Raw genomic sequence first — 17,432 nt, forward strand, 5'->3', positions numbered from 1 at the left:
TTAAAAAGATGAAAATAGGGAATATTGAAATTAAGGGGCAAGTTTTTTTAGCACCAATGGCAGGGATTACAAATGAGGCATTTCGGATTATTTGTCATGAATTAGGGGCAGGATTAGTTTATGCTGAAATGGTTAGCGATAAAGCAATTTTGCAACGAAATGAACGAACTTTACAAATGATTAAAGTAAATAAATTAGAACACCCAATCTCAATGCAGATTTTTGGTACTGACGTTGAAACATTTGTTGAAGCAGCTAAATATGTTGATCAAAATAGTGACTGTGATATTATTGATATTAATATGGGCTGTCCGGCACCCAAAATTGCAATTAAATCGCAAGCAGGGTCATTTTTATTAAAACATCCCCAACGTGTTTATGAAGTTGTTAAAGCAGTTGTTGAAAACGTTAGTAAACCAGTAACAGTTAAAATTCGCATTGGTTGAGATGAGGAAAATATTAATTGTGTAGAAATCGCAAAGTATTGTGAACAAGCAGGAGCAAAAGCAATTGCAGTGCATGCTCGTACCCGTAATCAATTTTATTCAGGAAAAGCTGATTGAAGTTGAATTAAAAAAGTAAAAGAAAATGTTAGTATTCCAGTTATTGGCAATGGCGATGTTTTTAGTTGTGAAGATGCTAGACGAATGCTAGACGAAACGGGGTGTGATGCGATTATGTTAGCTCGCGGTGCGCAGGGAAATCCCTGAATATTTAAACAAATTCAACATTTTCTTGATACTGGTGAAAAAATTGAACAACCGCCATTAGATGAATGACAAAAAATTATTTTCCGTCATGCTGAATTATTGTTAAATTTAAAAGGAGAACGTGTTGCTGCTAGTGAAATGCGAAAAAATTTAGCATTTTATTTTAAAGGAAAACCAGAGGCAACAAGTTATAAAACACGTGCAACACAAATAAATACAATATTTGAGTTAAAAACGCTTGTTAATGAATATATTGACTATTATAATAGTAGTAGTTTTGTTAAATAATAAAAGGAGAGTTAAAATGGAGAAACGTGATTTTACAGAACAAGAACAAATTAGACGCGATAAATTAGAAAAGTTAGTTAAAGATGGTCATAATCCTTTTATAATTGCAAAGTTTGAACGAACACATACTAGTAAAGAGATTAATGAACAATTTAATAATTTGTCGAAGGAAGAATTAAGTGCAATTGTTGGTAAAACAGTAGTAAAAATTGCCGGACGAATTAAGACATTTCGTGAAGCAGGAAAAGCTACTTTTGCAACATTACAAGATCAAAATGGCATTTTTCAAATTTATGTTCGTAATGATGAAGTTGGTGATGAAAAGTACCAAGAATTTATTGACTTTGATTTAGGTGATATCATTGGTGTTAGCGGGATAATGATGAAAACAAATACTGGTGAATTAACAGTTCGGGTAGAAGACTTTGTGTTATTATCAAAAGCGTTACGTCCATTACCAGATAAGTACTATGGAATGACTGATATTGAAGAAAAATATCGTCGTCGTTATGTTGATTTGATTATGTCAGCTGAAACAAAAGATATTTTTATTAAACGAAGTAAAATAATTGCTTTAATGCGCGACTTTTTTAATAACAAAGGATATTTAGAAGTCGAAACACCAGTTCTTCAACCAATTCATGGCGGGGCTGCAGCAAAGCCATTTACAACGCATCATAATACATTAGATATGAATTTTTATTTACGAGTAGCAACTGAATTACCATTAAAACGATTAATTGTTGGTGGTTTTGAAGGGGTATATGAAATTGGGCGTTTATTTAGAAATGAAGGAATGGATACTCGTCATAATCCAGAATTTACAACAGTTGAAATTTATGTTGCATACCAAGATATGAGTTTTCTAATGCAACTAACAGAAGATACAATTTGTTATATTGCAAAAAACATTTTAAATAAAGATGAAACAGAATATGGTGGAGTAACAATTTCATTTAAGCAACCTTGGAAGCGTTGACATATGGTTGATGCAATTAAAGAAATTGTTGGAGTTGATTTTTGAGAACGAATGACTTTTGAAGAAGCAAAAAAAATTGCTAAAGAAAAAAATGTTCCAATTGAGAAATTTCATACTTCAGTCGGTCATATTATTAATTTATTTTTTGAAGAATTTGTTGAAGATAAATTAATACAACCAACATTTATTTATGGTCATCCTGTTGAAGTTTCACCATTAGCAAAAACAAATGCAGAGGATCCTCGTTTTACTGACCGTTTTGAATTGTTTATTAAAGGTCGTGAATATGCGAATGCTTATTCAGAATTAAATAATCCGGTTGAACAATATGACCGTTTTGTTAGTCAGTTAGCAGAACGTGACAACGGTAATGATGAGGCACAAGAGTTAGATATTGATTTTGTTGAAGCATTGGAATATGGAATGCCACCAACAGGTGGTTTAGGAATTGGAATTGATCGTTTAGTTATGTTACTAACAGGACAAGACTCAATTAAGGATGTCTTATTATTCCCTCACATGCGTCCAAGAGGAAAATAGGTGATTATATGGCATATGATATCCAAATTGGATATAGTTCAATTTTAACATTACGTGAAACAGTAGAAGCAATTAGTTTAGCTAAACGTGAATTGGTTCGTCGTTTTATTATTCAATTTAATCTTTTAAAAGTTGATGCTCCTTTAATTAGTAGCGAAGAAAAAGGATTAAATGATGATTTTCAAATGACAGAGCGGCCAATTGATTTTGATATTTCACCAAGTAATTTAGTTGGTGAAATTTTGCAATCACACAATAAATGACGAAGAAGTGCAATTGTTCGTTATGAGTTAAATGAAAATGAAGGAATTTTAACAACAGCAATGGTGCTTAGACGTGATATTAAACAATCAAATAGTCAGGCCGTAACTTTTAGTGAAATTGGGTTTGACTTATTATTAGATGAGAAAAAGATAACGTTATTAAAAATCCAAGAAACAATTGATAAAGCAGTTAATATTATTAGTGAAGTTGAAGATATTTTATTATTAAAATTTCCGCAATTAAACAAAAAATTTGGAAAGAAATTAAATTGAACAAGCCATACTGAATTGCAAAAAGCAATGCGGTTATTAAGTCATCAGGAACGTTTAAACCGTTATACACGAGAACATGGGGCGACAATTTTATATGGATTAAAAAAAGTTATTACGAACAATACAATTGGGATTAGTGAATCACAAGATGTTTTTAATTGAGAATTATATGCAAAAATTTTTGTTTATGATTTTGTTTTAGAAAAAGCAATCTGTATTGGTTATTGTGCTGCTAGTGTTAATCGTGATGTTTTAAAAGAACAACTAGCTGTAACAAAAGAGACAACTAAGTTAAAAACAGAATATGATGCAAAAGTAGCAACAGATGAACTACCAGTGACATTATCATTTGGTCTTTATAAATCACAGTTAGATTTGTTTTTATTAGAAAAACAACATATTGGAGAAGTAATTGCTTCAGTTTGAAGTGATGATTTTTTAGAATATGCTGAAAAAAATGGAATTGATATTTTATAGATGAAAAATTATACGGCAATTATTGTAGCGGCAGGGAATTCATCGCGGTTTAAACAAACAAATAATAAACTATTATATAAAATTAATGATACTAATACAGTTATTGAAAAAACATTAGCATTATTTTTAAGCGATCCTTTTTGTACGGAAATTATTGTAGGTGTTAATGATGAAATCTTAAACTTTTTATTAAAGAAAAATTATCAATCTCAAAAACTTCACTTTGTGATAGGTGGTTTAGAACGGGTTGATACAATTTATCATTGTTTAATTAATCATAAAATTAAAAATGAAATGGTGATGATTCATGATGGTGTTCGTTGTTTTGTTAGTTTAGATTTTATTAATAAATTAAATCAAACTTTTTCCAAAGCAAATTATGAAGCTTTAGTTCCAATGTTGCCAATAACAGAAACGCTTAAAAAAGTTAATAATTGTCTTGTTGAAAAAACAATTAACCGAGACGAGTATTTTACAATTCAAACACCACAAGTTTTTAAAACAACATTATTATATAATGTTTATGATGAATATTTTCATACTAAAAATAAGAAAATAATTTATGATGATAGTTATTTAGTTGAATTATTTGCTGAAAAAACGGAGATTCATACAATACTAGGAGAAAAGCAAAATATTAAAATAACTTATTTAGATGATTTAAAATTATTAAATTTAGGTAAATAAACCTTACAATTATAGATAATATAAGGTATAATTGACAACGAGTTAATAATGCTTTAATGATGATTATTAGCTCCTTGTCCGAATAGGACCTAGACCAAGAGGAGGAAAATAAAGTGCGCAAGTACGAAGTTATGTATATCTTAAACCCAGAAGCAAATAATTTAAACGAATTAGAAGGTCGTCTACATAAAATTTTAGAAGCTAATGGTGGAGGAATTGAAGAACACGGTAAATGAGGAATTAGAACTCTAGAATATCCGATTAAAAAGAAAACAAAAGGATATTATGGTGTATTAATTGTTAATACGACATCAGAAAATATTGATGAGTTTGTTCGTATCAGTCACATTGAGCAAGATGTATTACGAATTTTAGTAATTAATACTGAAAAAGAAAAAGGATATATTCAATCAACTGTTTATGCAAAAACAGAAGTTAAGAATGATAAACCAGATCGTGAACGCAAACCAGGAAATAAAAGACCAGATTATTACAGACGTAATGAACAACGCGTTGAAGGTGAAGAACCTAAAGCAACAAAACCAGTTGAAGCAAAAGAATAATTGAGGAGGGTGAAAGAGTTATGTTAAATCGAGTTTCATTAGTAGGAAGAATAACACGTGATTTAGAATTAAAAAATTCTGTTAATAATAAGCCTTTTGTAGCTTTTACCTTAGCAGTAAATAATAATTTTAATGATCAAGCATCATTTATTTCATGTTTCGCTTGAAATAAGACAGCAGAAAATATGGCCCGTTATTTAAAAAAAGGTTCATTAATTGCTTTAGATGGTCGTTTACAAACAAGGTCAGATAATGTTAATGGACAAATGACAACAATTATGCAAGTAGTTGCAGAAACTGTTTCGTTTTTAGATTCACGAGGAACAGGAACTGCTGCTAATATGGGAACCCCAGCTCCAAATCCTAATGATTTTAATAATATGACTTCTTTCAATCAAACAGAATCACAAGATAATAATAACAATGATAGTATTAGTTTTGATGGTGATGATGCAATTTTATGAGATTAAAAGGAAAGGAAACAAATAATGAATCCAAAATTTAAACGTTTTAAAAAACAATGTTATTTTACAAAAAATAAGATAACATATATTGATTACAAAGATATTGAATTATTAAAAAAATTTATTTCTGGTAATGGACAAATTTTGCCAAAAAGAGTTACTGGAACAACAGCTAAAAATCAAAGAATGTTAGCGATAGCAATTAAGAGAGCACGTCAAATGGCATTATTACCATTTGTTATTGATTAAAAATACTTACAAAAATAAGTATTTTTTCTTTTTTAGTGTAGAATTAATATGATGTAAGGCACAGTAAAAAAAGTTAAGGGATGACATTATGATAGAGAATCCAAAGTTTAGTAATGTTTTTAAAACAGAAGCAAAAGAGAAAATGGGGAAGAGTCGGTTACAAATAATTAAGTACATCTTAATTTGTTTTGTACCATTTTTATATGGTTTTATTTGTGCATGAGCTTTTTGGAATCCATTAGCTAAAATTGGGAGTATTCCAATGGCAATTGTTGATAATGACAATCCTCCTTGTGTTGCTTATGCCGTTAAAAAAACTGGTACTGATGAAAATAATTTATTAACATCGCCATTTGTTGAATATTTGCATGTCGATAATGCCGCAGAGTGTCAAGAAAAAAGCCAAGAATGGTTTGACAATAATTCAAAGATTGATAAAAATATTTATAAATTACAATATCGTTTTGATAGTATGGTTAATTTATCAGTGACTAATAATGAATTTTATAATGTTAATTCAAAAGCATTAGAATTAAAACAAAATGGAATGACAATTAAATTAAACTATTTACATGATCGTGAAACTAGTTTTAAACCAGCAGACAAATATTGGGCCCAATTACAAGTTAGTCCTGGGTTTACAGAAAATATCTTTAAACTAATGCGTGCAGTTGGTAATCATAGTCCAACCGAAGTTATTAAGAGTTTAGAATATTTGATTAGTAATATGCCACAGTTTTGATCAACATATAAACAAAACTTTTTAGCGGGACAAGTTTTATATACTTTTACTCAAATTAAGACAGCTCTGGTGCATTCGGCTTTACCAGAAGTTTTAGGAACTTCAATGTTTTGGGCTTTTGCAAAATGAGATGAAACAGCCAATGTTCACTATTTAACTGGTCGTGATTTTAGTAATTATTTAGAAAATATTTTATTAATTATTGGTCCAAATACAGCAATTGGAAAAGCAATTTTAAATTATGTGCAAGATAATCATCCACAATATTATGATATTGCTAAGAAAGTTTTAGAATTAGTGGAAACAACTGGAAAACAATTTCTTGATGAGTTTGTTCGTGAGATTTTTCCTAATTTAGATGCCCATGTTACTTGACCTGAATATAGTGAGAAAGCACAGCGCGTAATTCGAGATTGAACAAATTTAAATTCATCGCTTTTCCAAATTCCTGTGCACATTCAAGGTTATCAATATGGTGAATACGGAATTGGTTTAGGAGAATTTTTTATTGCCATTGCGATGTGGGTTGGTGTTTTAATGCAAACATTTATTTTTGACCGTACTTGCCGTACAAAACGGGCAAAATGATATCAACATTATTTTTCAAAATTATTATTAATGTTAATTACAACAACAATTCAAACAACAATTTTAGCTATTTCGTTAGCAATATTAGGATATAGCAAGATAGGAGCTAGTTTTGGTTTATTGTATGTTTGATTATTATTATGCAGCCTTATTTTTACTATTATTGAGCATGCAATTTGGTTTGCTCCTGCTGATGGTGATGTTGGAAAATATTTAATTGTTATTTACTTAATTTTAAATTTAACGGCAGGTTGAGGAACATTCCCATCATTTATGCAAGCTGGTTTCTTCAATGTTGTTTCATTCTTAACCCCGTTCAAGTATGCAATCCATGGAATGGGCAATATTATTTATGGAATTGGAACAGGAGAAGGTTCATTAATTCAATATCAAACTGAAATTTTACAAAATATGGGAATATTATTAATTTGAATTCCAATTTTATTAGTAATTAGTTTAAGTTTAACTTATTTATGACGACAAAAAGAAAAATATGGAACTTTTAACTTGAGAGCATTAAAAAAAGTATTAATGGAAAACAATATCAATATTAATAAAAATGTTGCTCGTACTTTGAATAATTTAAGTAATCAAGAAGTTGAAATAGTAAAAGAACAAGTTCTAATAAGTCAATATCAAACATTTGAAGAACAAAAGAGTCAAAAGATAAAGCGGATGGAAATAAAATTTGATCTTACAAGAAATCCAAAATATTTATATAAAATTAAAAAAATTAAAGCAAAAGGTTATTCAATTGAAACAGAAGAGGAAGACCGCGATAGCATAATATAATTATTGTTGAGGAGAAAAGTTATGGATAACAAAAATAATTTGCCAACTTTTAAAGAAATTTTTAAAAAAGAATGACAAGAACAAACAGTTAAAAATAAGAAACGAATTACAAAATTCATTGCAATCTGTATTGTGCCATTTTTGTATGGTTTCTTTTGTGTTTGAGCTTTTTGAAATCCATTTCTTAAAACAGACCAAATTCCAATGGCAATTGTTAATCATGATGCAAACTTATGTGTGATTTATAAACCTAAAAACGCTACTGATCAATCAATTGCAAATGGAACTGATATTCATTATGTTAATGTAACCGATGAAGCAAGTTGCAACGCTGCAGTTAAACCAAACGAAATTGCACGTTTTACAAGTGTTAGTGATAATGTTGTTACTGGTCCAAACTATTATGATAAAGAACATAATAATGTTAAGATAGATGTTAGCACTATTACATTAAAATTAAATTATTTAAAAAATAAAACCACTAATTTTGAACCAACTGACAAATATTGAGTCCAATTACGAATTCCTGAAAATTATTCTGTTCATCTAATTAATATTTTAAAAAACATTGCTAATTCATCATTTGACCATAATCAATTTTTAACCGATATTACTTGAATGAGCAATAATCCAATTAACTTGTGAGCTACTTATAAACAAAACTTTTTAATTGGTTATTTTGCAACAACTTTTACCAATTTACGAGAAAGTTTTGTTCGTGAAGCTGTCCCCCAACTGATTCTGCCAATGCTTTATACCATTTTGTCTAATCCTGATGGAACAGTAAACCGCACTACTTATGATGATTATGTTAAAAGTATTAAGACAAGTAATTTAATTAATGAAACAAATAATTTAGTTAATCAAGGTAAATTAACTTCAGCCCAAGGGAAGATTATTACTTCGTTGTTAAAAGTATTTGGTCTAGTAAAAGGACAATTAGTACAATTTATTTTTGGCTCAGAAAATGTTGTTAGTAAGGACCAATATTTTACTAATAGTAATGAATTGGGGAAACACTTAAAAGATGTTGGGAGCATTATTGATATCCCATATAATGTTCAGGGTTATCAGTATAATAAATATGGAATTGGATTGGGAGAATTGTTTATGTTAATTGGTGTTTGAGTCGGAGCTTTAACACAAACATTTGTTTATGACCGTAAAGGAAGAACCAAAAACACATTATCTTATCAACATTATTTTAGTAAATTACTTTTAATGTTATCTACATCCTGAATTCAAGTTACAATTATGATGCTTTCATTATTAATTTTAGGTTTTGGACAAATTGGTCCAACTTATGCTTTGCTGTGGCTATGAATGCTCTTTTTAGGTTCACTTTTCAATGTTATTATTTGTTCTATTTGGTTAGCAATTCCAGACGAAATGATCGGCCGTTTTATTGCTGTTATTTATCTAATTATTAATTTATCAGCTGGATGAGGAACATTTCCATCATTTATGCAAAATAAATTTTTTGATGTTTTATCATATATATCACCATTCCGCTATGGTTTGCATAATATTGGCACGATAATATATGGCTTATCTTCGCCAACAAGTATTGGTATTGGTGAATATCAAACTGAAATTGTCAAAAATATGGGGATTCTATTCATTTGGGTTATTGCTTTTGTTATAATTGGATTAGTAGGAACCTACTATCGTTTCTTAAAAATGAAATATGGAACAATTAGAGTAAAAACAATTTATCAGGCAATGAATAACATTGATAATATTAAGGATTATGAAAAAAGTATTAGTACCTTAAACTATTTAACAGTAGAAGAACAAATTCTAATAAAAGCAGAAGTAGCAGTCCAATTATTAGCGAAACAAACAAAAAAGCAGTTAAAAAAGCAACATAAATAATTGTACAGGTAATCTTAATATTTTTTGCCTTCTTTTTTAAATGAATCACCAGCTATTTTATGGTATTATTTAAATACTAATTTATTTTATGAAAGAGAGAAAGTCAAATGTATTTAAATTTATTATATAGTACAGATAATAGTAACCCTTTACATGACTTTTTGTCAATTTCAACTTGGCAATCATTTGTTAGTATTTTTCTTTTCTTTGGGATTATGCTTTTACTATGATTTTGAATTAAGAAAACAAAAATGCGTTTTATTTTTCGTGTTTTATTAGGGTTAGCTCTTGGTTTAGTTTTTGGGATTATTGTTCAAGCAATTAATGGTTTCCCATATAATACAGCTGATCCATCAGGTTCAATGATTAATCCAACGATTCCAGATCCAAGTCCAACTGATCCTAAGAAGACAATTCCAAATGATATTTATGTCCTATGAGTTCATGAATTTTCAATTTGAGTTAACTTGTTTAGAATGATCTTCTTAAATGCGATTTTACTAATGACTGTCCCAGTTGTTTTCCTAGCAATTGCACGAGCAGTATCAAAACCAGGAAAAGATGCAGCGTCAAAAAAAGGAACAATTATTACAATTGCGATTTTATTATTGAATGTTGCAGCAATGTTTATTATTACATTATTTATTGGAATTGCTTTTAATATTGGGAATGGTTTTACAATTTCAGGAAGTGGTAGTTACGATAAAGCGGCGTCTAAACCATTGCCAGAAATTATTTGAGATTATGTACCTTCAAACTTTGTTTCGCCATTCTTTTTGGGAGCAATTATTCCAGTAATGGTTGTTGCCGGATTAATTGGTCTTGCGGTTAAAAAATCATCAAAAAGACACCCTGAAGATATGCAAAAAATTCGTGATGGATTTGACCGTTGATGAACAGTTATCATGTCATGTTTAATGTTTATTATTAAGTTAATGCCTTATGCTGTAATGTCAATGATTACCTATGCTATTGTTTCACGTCCAATTGGATATTTAGCTCAAATTGGAATTGTAATTGGGGTTGGTTACTTATGTTTAGCGGTTGCTTTAGTTTGACATTCATTGTTATTAACATTATCAGGAATTAATCCATTTAAATGATGAAAATATGCTATTAAGCCAGTAATTCAAGGATTTACAACACAGTCTTCAAATGCGACGTTGCCTTTAACAATGGAAGTTTTAAAAGATGAGATAAAAGTGAAAGAAAATTTAGTTGGGATTTCCGCACCATTAACAACGACAATGGGCTTAACTGCTTGTGCAGGGGTACAAGCAGGGATTATTGTTTCATTTATTGTAACAGCAGGATTATTTGACTTAACAGTTGCTAATTTCTTTATTGCTTTAATTGTTGTTGTTGTTGCATCATTAGGAATTGCTGGTGTTCCAGGAACAGCTAGTGTTGTCACAGCTGGAGTGCTGGGGGGGCTTGGCTTAGGGACTTTATATGTTCCTGTTTATGCAATTATTGGGGCATTAGATGGTTTATTTGATATGGGTCGAACAGCAGTAAATGTTGCGGGAGGATTACAAGCAACAACAATTGCCGCCCGGTTAACAAATTGTTTAGAAAACGAAGAGTTAATTCTGTTTAAATGATCACGTTTACGGCGAAAACGAAACAGAAAAAAAGAGTCAAAACAAGAATAAAGGTGCTACCTTTATTTTTATTTTAAAGGGGAAAGGTTATAATATTATTAATAAGACAGAAAGAAGGGAAAAAGATGAAGGTAATTATAATTGGTGGGTCAACCGCCGGAATGACAGCAGCTAGTAAGTTAAAACGAACTTTAAAAGATAATGTTGAAATTATTGCTTATCAAAAATTAAAATATCCATCGCTGGGTAGTTGTGGGATTCCTTATTATGTGGGGAAACATTTTGATAACCCAGAAAGGATGATTGCACGAACTGTTGAACAATTTGAGAATAATAGAATTTTTGTAAAAACTTCATGTGAAGTAACAAAAGTTGATTTTAAAACAAAAACAGTTTATGGAATCAATCTTGAAACAAATGAAGAATTTATTGATACTTATGACAAGTTAATTATTAGTGTCGGAGCAACACCACGCAAATTAAATTTAATGGGTGAAGAAGCATCAAATGTTTTTACAGGAACAACTTTAGAAGCAGCAGTAGCGCTTCGTGATAGTTTAACAAAAATTAAGAATGTTACTATTATTGGTGGTGGTTTTATTGGGCTAGAATTTTGTGAAAGTTTTTGTTTGGCTGGGAAAAATATTACGTTAATTGAAGCTGATAAATGAGTTTCACGAAAATTAATTGATGAAGATATCGCACAATTATTAGTAGCGGATTTAGAAAATAAGGGAATTAAAATTAAGACAAATGCTAAAGTAGCGGAATTTATTATTGAAAACAATAAAGTAAAAAAAGTTAGATTAGCATCTGAAGAAGAGATTGCAACAGACTTAGTTTTAGTTGGGATCGGAGTTACACCAAGTACTGCTTTTTTGAAAGAAACAGATTTAAAAATGAATGAATTTGGTGCAATTTTAGTTAATGACCAGTTTGAAACTAATATTAAAGATGTTTATGCTGTTGGTGATTGTGTTATGACAAAAAATGTAATTGATAATAAGTTACAATATATTTCGTTGGCAACTGTTGCTGCAAAAAATGGGAAGGTTTTAGGTAATATTTTAGCAGGAAAAAAAGACCATTTTCCAGGAGCAATTGGAACTGCTATTATCCAAGTTTTCGATAGTGAAATTGCGCGGACAGGATATACAAAGGAACAAGCAATTGCAAATGGTTTTACTGTTAAAGAAGTCGTAATTACGGGAACTGATCATACCCATTATGTTGCTGATGCTAAACTAGTTACAGTTAAGGTTATTTATGATCAAAAAGCAAAAATTATTGTGGGAGCGCAAATCTTTGGTTATAATAAAGCTAGTTTAAGAATCAATGCTTTAATTCCATTAATTTGAACAAAAACTAAAATTAATGAAATTGAATATTTGGATTTACCATATTCGCCACCATTTGCAAAAAGTGTTGATGTATTAAATGTTGTTTTAGCGAAGATTAATGAAAACTAAAAAAGGAGAAAAAGGTATTAAATGACAGTAAAAAATGCTATTAATTGACGAAAAACAATTAAAAAATATGATAGTAGTAAAACTATTAACAATAATGATTTATCAACAATTATTGAAGCAGGACGTTTGGCACCGTGTTCATTAGGTTTAGAAGTTACTAATGTTGTGACCATTACTAACAAAGAATTAAAAACTAAGTTTGCAGAAGAGGTCATGAGTGGCTCAAATCAGGAAAAAGTTCAAGATGCTAACTGTATTATGATTGTTGCTGGGGTTAATCCAGAACATTTAGTTTCAACGGAATTTTTAACAAAACGATTGGAACGAAATATTATTCAACCTGATGTGTTAAAAATAACAATTGATAAATATCAAACTTTTTTAACGCAAAAAGAAAATTTGTTTGCCTTTGTGTCAGAACAAGCCCACATTGTAACTAGTTTTATTACTCTGCAAGCTGCGGACTTAAAAATTGGGTCAACAATTATGGGAGGCTTTAATGTTAAAAAATGTAACGATTTATTATCACAACATTGTTTTTTTGATCAAACTAAATTACATTCGGTGTTAGTTTTAGCTTTAGGATATTATGATGAAACAGATGAAAAGACAAGTTTACCACGAGTAAGGATTGATTTTAATGAATTTGTAAAGATTATTAAATAATTTTTGTTTTTATTGACAATATGTGTTATCATTATTTACGTGCAAATAATATGCATCCATATTATTAAAAGAGAGGTGAATTATATGGCAAGAGAAGGAATCCATCCAAAATATTTTGATACTAAAATTATGTGTACAACTTGTGGAACAGAGCGGATGAGTGGTTCTACTAAGGGGGAAGAATTAAAAGTTGATACTTGTTCTTCATGCCATCCCTTCTATACAGGTAATCAGCAATTTGCTAATGCCGCAGGACGTGTTGAACGCTTTAAATCTAAATTTAATAAAAAAGAAAAATTAGCGAAGCAAACAGAAGAAGCATCAAAAGTACAAAAAGAACTTAATAAAAAAACAGCAAAACCAAAATCTGATAATCAAAAAGCAGAATAATGGGGGAAAACTTTTATCTTAATAAGATAAAAGTTTTTTTTTTTTTTTTTAAGAATAATTCTAGGTCATTTTATTTTTTTCGTTATAATGAAAATAGACTACTTTAAAAGTTTATAAAGGATTAAAGGGAATTAAGTGCAAGTCTTAAGCTGTCCTAGCAACTGTAAAACTGACGAATGTTAAATAAACCACTGAATAACATATTTGGGAAGGATTAACTAGTAGGATGAAGTAAAGCCAGTAGACCGTCCTTATAAATTTAATAAGAGTCCTACTAGGTAAATAGGATTAATTTATTTTGGAAATAAAATAAAAATATAAGCATAAAAACAAAAGGAGAAAAGAAAATGGTTAAAAATATTTTGACTGTATTAACAAGTTTAACAGTGAGTACAACAACTATAGCAAATGTTACGATGCAACAAGCAACTTCGTTAAGTGGTGAGAAATTATTACAAAAGAATACTGATGGGTACCATGTTAATAGTGTTAAAATCACAGTAAAAAATGAAAGTGGAGCAGTTGTTGATACAGTTACTTTTTATAATTCATTAGTAAGTTTAGGTGATATGTTAGCATCAGATTCGGATTTTTTTGGACTTAACGAAACATCATTTGGACGTTTATTAATTAGAGTTGACAATAGAACAACAGATTTTAATAAGAATTATTGAGCGATTTACTCAAGCACACATCCATTTTGTAAGTTTAATACTAATCCAGCAAATTATTGTTCAGTTGGAATTGATGGTCTAATTTTTCGTGATGTTTGAGAACAAGATCAATTATTTGATTTTGTTTTAACTAAGATTTAATTTAAATAATAATCCTATTTATCCTTTTTAAGAAAGGGGTTTTCAATAATTATGAAAAAAATATTAACTAATTTATTAGTTTTATCGTTGAGCTTAACATCAACAACAAGTTTAATTAGTTGTCAAAATTTAAATCAAAATAATACAAGCAACGAAGATAAAAATGAAGAAGATTTACCAACCTTACCAAATTATTTTACAATTATACAAGGTGATATTTATCCCTCTTTTGGTATTAGTAAACAAGAGGGAACTCAAAAATACTTTTTTAAACCCACAAGTGATCAATTGAGTACCCTTTTTTTAAATTTGCCACAACGTAAAATTGCCCCATTAGGATTTGCAAAGGATGTTGCAACTATTAAGGATTTTCGATTTTATTTAGAATATCAATTTGCGGCAACTTTTACCATTCTTAGTGATCAAGAATTGACACTTGATGAAAATCAAATGGTTAATGTTACTTTGGCTGTAAAGTGTTTAAAAGTAGCAGAAAAATGATTAGAGAGTGGAGTTTGGAAAATGCGTTTTACTGATATGAATGTTGAACAAAAAATAACTTTTAAAATTCCAATTATTCCAAATGAAGCTGATGAGTTAAATAAATTTATTTTTAAAAAATATAATGAATATATTGGGCAAAATGAGATTAAAATTGATAAAAGCAAATTAGATTTTAATGATTTAGATAATGTTGCAAATACAAAGTATTTGCAAGAAGAAGCAACTACTTTCATTAATACTTTTATTAGTAAAAATTCAGGGCTTGACAAAAAACTTAATCTTAAAAAAATTATTCCACCAAAAGGTAATCAAATTAAGAGTTTAGATGAGCCTTCTAATAGTTTAGTAAAAATTAATACAACATTTAATTTTACGTTAAATATTGAAGGACTAAATTATCATCCACGATTAAATTTGGGGATGGAAATTAGATATAAAATTATGTAAGTTACGTAAAACACTACGGAGGTTAATAAAATCATTAACTTAATAATAAGTGTTTTTTTATTATTTTTATTTGGGTATAATAAAAATAATTAGAAGAGTGGTGTTTAAATGGGATTAAAAATTAGTAATTTAAAATATAAACGCTATAAAAAAAATATTTTTACTGATTTAAGTTTTGAGGTTAACAGTCAAGAAGTTTTAGGAACTTATTTTGAAAATAAATTTTCACAGTTATATTTTTTAAAACTTCTACTAGGAAAGAAAAAACCTCGCAGTGGGAAAATTTATTTAAATAGTCGAAACATTACCGCTTTACTTCCAAAAGAGCGAAAAATTGGTTATGTTTCACCAGGAACACTACGATTAGGGTTTTTACCAACTAAGTTACGATTAGCTTATCATATTTTAAAAACACCAAAATTTTTACATGATAGTTCTTTAAAATACATCAAAAATAAATACCGTTATAAAAATTTAGTTTTTATAGGTAATGATTTAAATAAAAAAGACTTAATATTAAAAACAGATAAAATTATTAATGAGTATTTTCATAATTCAATTCGAATTAAGGAAGAATGAATCGAAACCTATTTAACACAAATTAGTGAATTTCATAAAAAGGAAATTGCCAAAATTTTTGAAGATGATAAGGATTCAATTTTAATTCAAAGTTTACATACGTATACTTATAAAAAAGAAGAGATTCGTGTTTACGAAGGTTTTCTTGCGTTTTTGCAAGCCTTATGAGATAAGATTTATTATATTTCAGAATTAGATTACTTATGTGATTGTTATGAAATTGCCAAAAAAAGAAAAATTAAAAATAAAAAATTTGGATTTACTGGGGCAAAACTTGTATGCGAAAAGTATTTAAAAATTTTACAAACTGAAATTCTTTATGAACGATATAAGTTAATTAAAGCAAGGAAAGCTTTAAAAAAATATCGCCTTAATGTTCTTAACACCGTTATGCGTGATAGTGAACGAAAAAATATTATTAAAGGGATTTTGCATAAAAGTAATTCTGTTAATGTTGTTACTTGATTAAAATTAGCAGAAGACCAATGGTTTAATTATAATCAAAAACAAGAGCAACTAATTTCTAATTTGTTGCCAGATGAAGCAACAATTATTAAAGGAAAAGTTTTAGAATATTTTCATAAGTATCATTTAGCATTATTGAATAATAAATTAATCCAACGTGAAGAGGATAATTCTCTTGCGATTGCTGCAGCAAACGAAAAAATTGTAACAGTTTATAATCAGGCGTTTGAACAAGTAAAAGAATTAATGAGTAATTTAAATATTAAAATGAATTGATTTAAAATTACTAAAAATTTAAGTAGTTTTGATCATACAAAAATTAGATTAATTAACGCAATTTTAACTAATAAGGAATTGATTATTTTACACAATACTTTTGATAATTTAACACATAATGAAGCTATTGAATTAAATGAAATTTTATTGACTCTAAAAAATTATAATCCACAAATAACGTTTTTAGTTTTAACAAGAAATATTGAAAATATTAAAAACTATGTTACTAAATTATTGTTCTTTGATGAAAACAATAATTATAAATTAATGTCAAAAGAACAGGCTGAGTTTTTTCCTGAAACAATGCACTTATATCAAACAATGTACAACAGCTCTGAAAATATTTTTTCAGTGCAATATTTTGAAAAAGATAATATGCTTGTAAATGAAAAAATTAAGATTAAGTTACCAAAAGAGATTAAATTAGTTGATCAAAAGGACTATTCATTGGCTATTAACCCAAATTTAATTTCTTTTGAAAAAACAAAATTATTTAATAAGGATTTATATTTAATGTATAAAGGACAAGTTAAAACAATTAAAAAAATTGTTAAGTCAATTGTTTGTTTTTTTGAAACTAATAGTGAAGTAGTTTTTAAAGTCTTAGTTCCTGAAAAAGAATTAAATTTGAAAAAAATGACTACAATATATTTTGATAAGCACGCCTTATTAATTTATGATAAAATTAACAATAATTTAGTTGTTAATATTTAAAGTGAGGAAATTT

At 28.6% G+C, this 17,432-nt stretch carries 16 protein-coding genes and 1 riboswitch; all 16 genes read left to right on the forward strand.

The window, feature by feature from the left end:
• Positions 1–8: 8 nt before the first annotated feature.
• Positions 9–998 carry a tRNA dihydrouridine synthase DusB gene (gene dusB / locus S100390_RS00095; protein ID WP_070406280.1) on the forward strand — a complete coding sequence of 330 codons (990 nt, stop codon included), beginning with the start codon at positions 9–11 and terminating at the stop codon, positions 996–998.
• A 16-nt stretch (positions 999–1,014) separates the two neighbouring features.
• A complete protein-coding gene (lysS, locus tag S100390_RS00100; protein ID WP_070406281.1) occupies positions 1,015–2,517 on the forward strand; it encodes a lysine--tRNA ligase in 1,503 nt (500 codons plus the stop codon).
• 8 nt (positions 2,518–2,525) lie between these two features.
• A complete protein-coding gene (locus S100390_RS00105) occupies positions 2,526–3,530 on the forward strand; it encodes an asparagine synthetase AsnA (protein WP_070406282.1) in 1,005 nt (334 codons plus the stop codon).
• A complete protein-coding gene (locus tag S100390_RS00110) occupies positions 3,531–4,217 on the forward strand; it encodes an IspD/TarI family cytidylyltransferase (protein WP_070406283.1) in 687 nt (228 codons plus the stop codon).
• 113 nt (positions 4,218–4,330) lie between these two features.
• Positions 4,331–4,780: a 30S ribosomal protein S6 gene (rpsF, locus tag S100390_RS00115; RefSeq protein ID WP_070406284.1), complete on the forward strand. Its 450-nt coding sequence runs from the start codon at positions 4,331–4,333 to the stop codon at positions 4,778–4,780.
• 20 nt (positions 4,781–4,800) lie between these two features.
• Positions 4,801–5,250 carry a single-stranded DNA-binding protein gene (locus tag S100390_RS00120; protein ID WP_070406285.1) on the forward strand — a complete coding sequence of 150 codons (450 nt, stop codon included), beginning with the start codon at positions 4,801–4,803 and terminating at the stop codon, positions 5,248–5,250.
• 15 nt (positions 5,251–5,265) lie between these two features.
• Complete coding sequence (rpsR, locus tag S100390_RS00125; RefSeq protein ID WP_370281048.1) at positions 5,266–5,493, forward strand: 30S ribosomal protein S18; 228 nt, start codon at positions 5,266–5,268, stop codon at positions 5,491–5,493.
• An 88-nt stretch (positions 5,494–5,581) separates the two neighbouring features.
• Positions 5,582–7,615: an ABC transporter permease gene (locus S100390_RS00130; protein ID WP_070406287.1), complete on the forward strand. Its 2,034-nt coding sequence runs from the start codon at positions 5,582–5,584 to the stop codon at positions 7,613–7,615.
• Positions 7,616–7,636: 21 nt separating this feature from the next.
• On the forward strand, positions 7,637–9,490 hold the full coding sequence (locus tag S100390_RS00135) for an ABC transporter (RefSeq protein WP_070406288.1): 1,854 nt from the start codon (positions 7,637–7,639) through the stop codon (positions 9,488–9,490).
• A gap of 107 nt (positions 9,491–9,597) precedes the next feature.
• Positions 9,598–11,145: a dicarboxylate/amino acid:cation symporter gene (locus S100390_RS00140; protein WP_070406289.1), complete on the forward strand. Its 1,548-nt coding sequence runs from the start codon at positions 9,598–9,600 to the stop codon at positions 11,143–11,145.
• Positions 11,146–11,219: 74 nt separating this feature from the next.
• Positions 11,220–12,563, forward strand: coding sequence for an FAD-dependent oxidoreductase (locus S100390_RS00145; protein ID WP_070406290.1), 1,344 nt, complete (start codon positions 11,220–11,222; stop codon positions 12,561–12,563).
• A gap of 21 nt (positions 12,564–12,584) precedes the next feature.
• Positions 12,585–13,229: a nitroreductase family protein gene (locus S100390_RS00150; RefSeq protein WP_070406291.1), complete on the forward strand. Its 645-nt coding sequence runs from the start codon at positions 12,585–12,587 to the stop codon at positions 13,227–13,229.
• 84 nt (positions 13,230–13,313) lie between these two features.
• Positions 13,314–13,619, forward strand: a complete 306-nt coding sequence (gene rpmE, locus S100390_RS05510) for a 50S ribosomal protein L31 (protein ID WP_070406292.1) — start codon at positions 13,314–13,316, stop codon at positions 13,617–13,619.
• A gap of 99 nt (positions 13,620–13,718) precedes the next feature.
• A riboswitch (cobalamin riboswitch) is annotated at positions 13,719–13,887 on the forward strand.
• 79 nt (positions 13,888–13,966) lie between these two features.
• Positions 13,967–14,434, forward strand: coding sequence for a hypothetical protein (locus S100390_RS00160; protein WP_070406293.1), 468 nt, complete (start codon positions 13,967–13,969; stop codon positions 14,432–14,434).
• A gap of 51 nt (positions 14,435–14,485) precedes the next feature.
• Entirely contained in the window at positions 14,486–15,385 is a 900-nt protein-coding gene (locus S100390_RS00165) for a hypothetical protein (protein ID WP_070406294.1), read from the forward strand.
• A gap of 108 nt (positions 15,386–15,493) precedes the next feature.
• Positions 15,494–17,419 (forward strand): hypothetical protein, encoded by a 1,926-nt coding sequence (locus S100390_RS00170; RefSeq protein ID WP_070406295.1) that lies wholly within the window; start codon positions 15,494–15,496, stop codon positions 17,417–17,419.
• Positions 17,420–17,432 lie beyond the last annotated feature (13 nt).

This window comes from Spiroplasma sp. NBRC 100390, assembly GCF_001886495.1.
Taxonomy (GTDB): Bacteria; Bacillota_I; Bacilli_A; order Mycoplasmatales; family Mycoplasmataceae; genus Spiroplasma.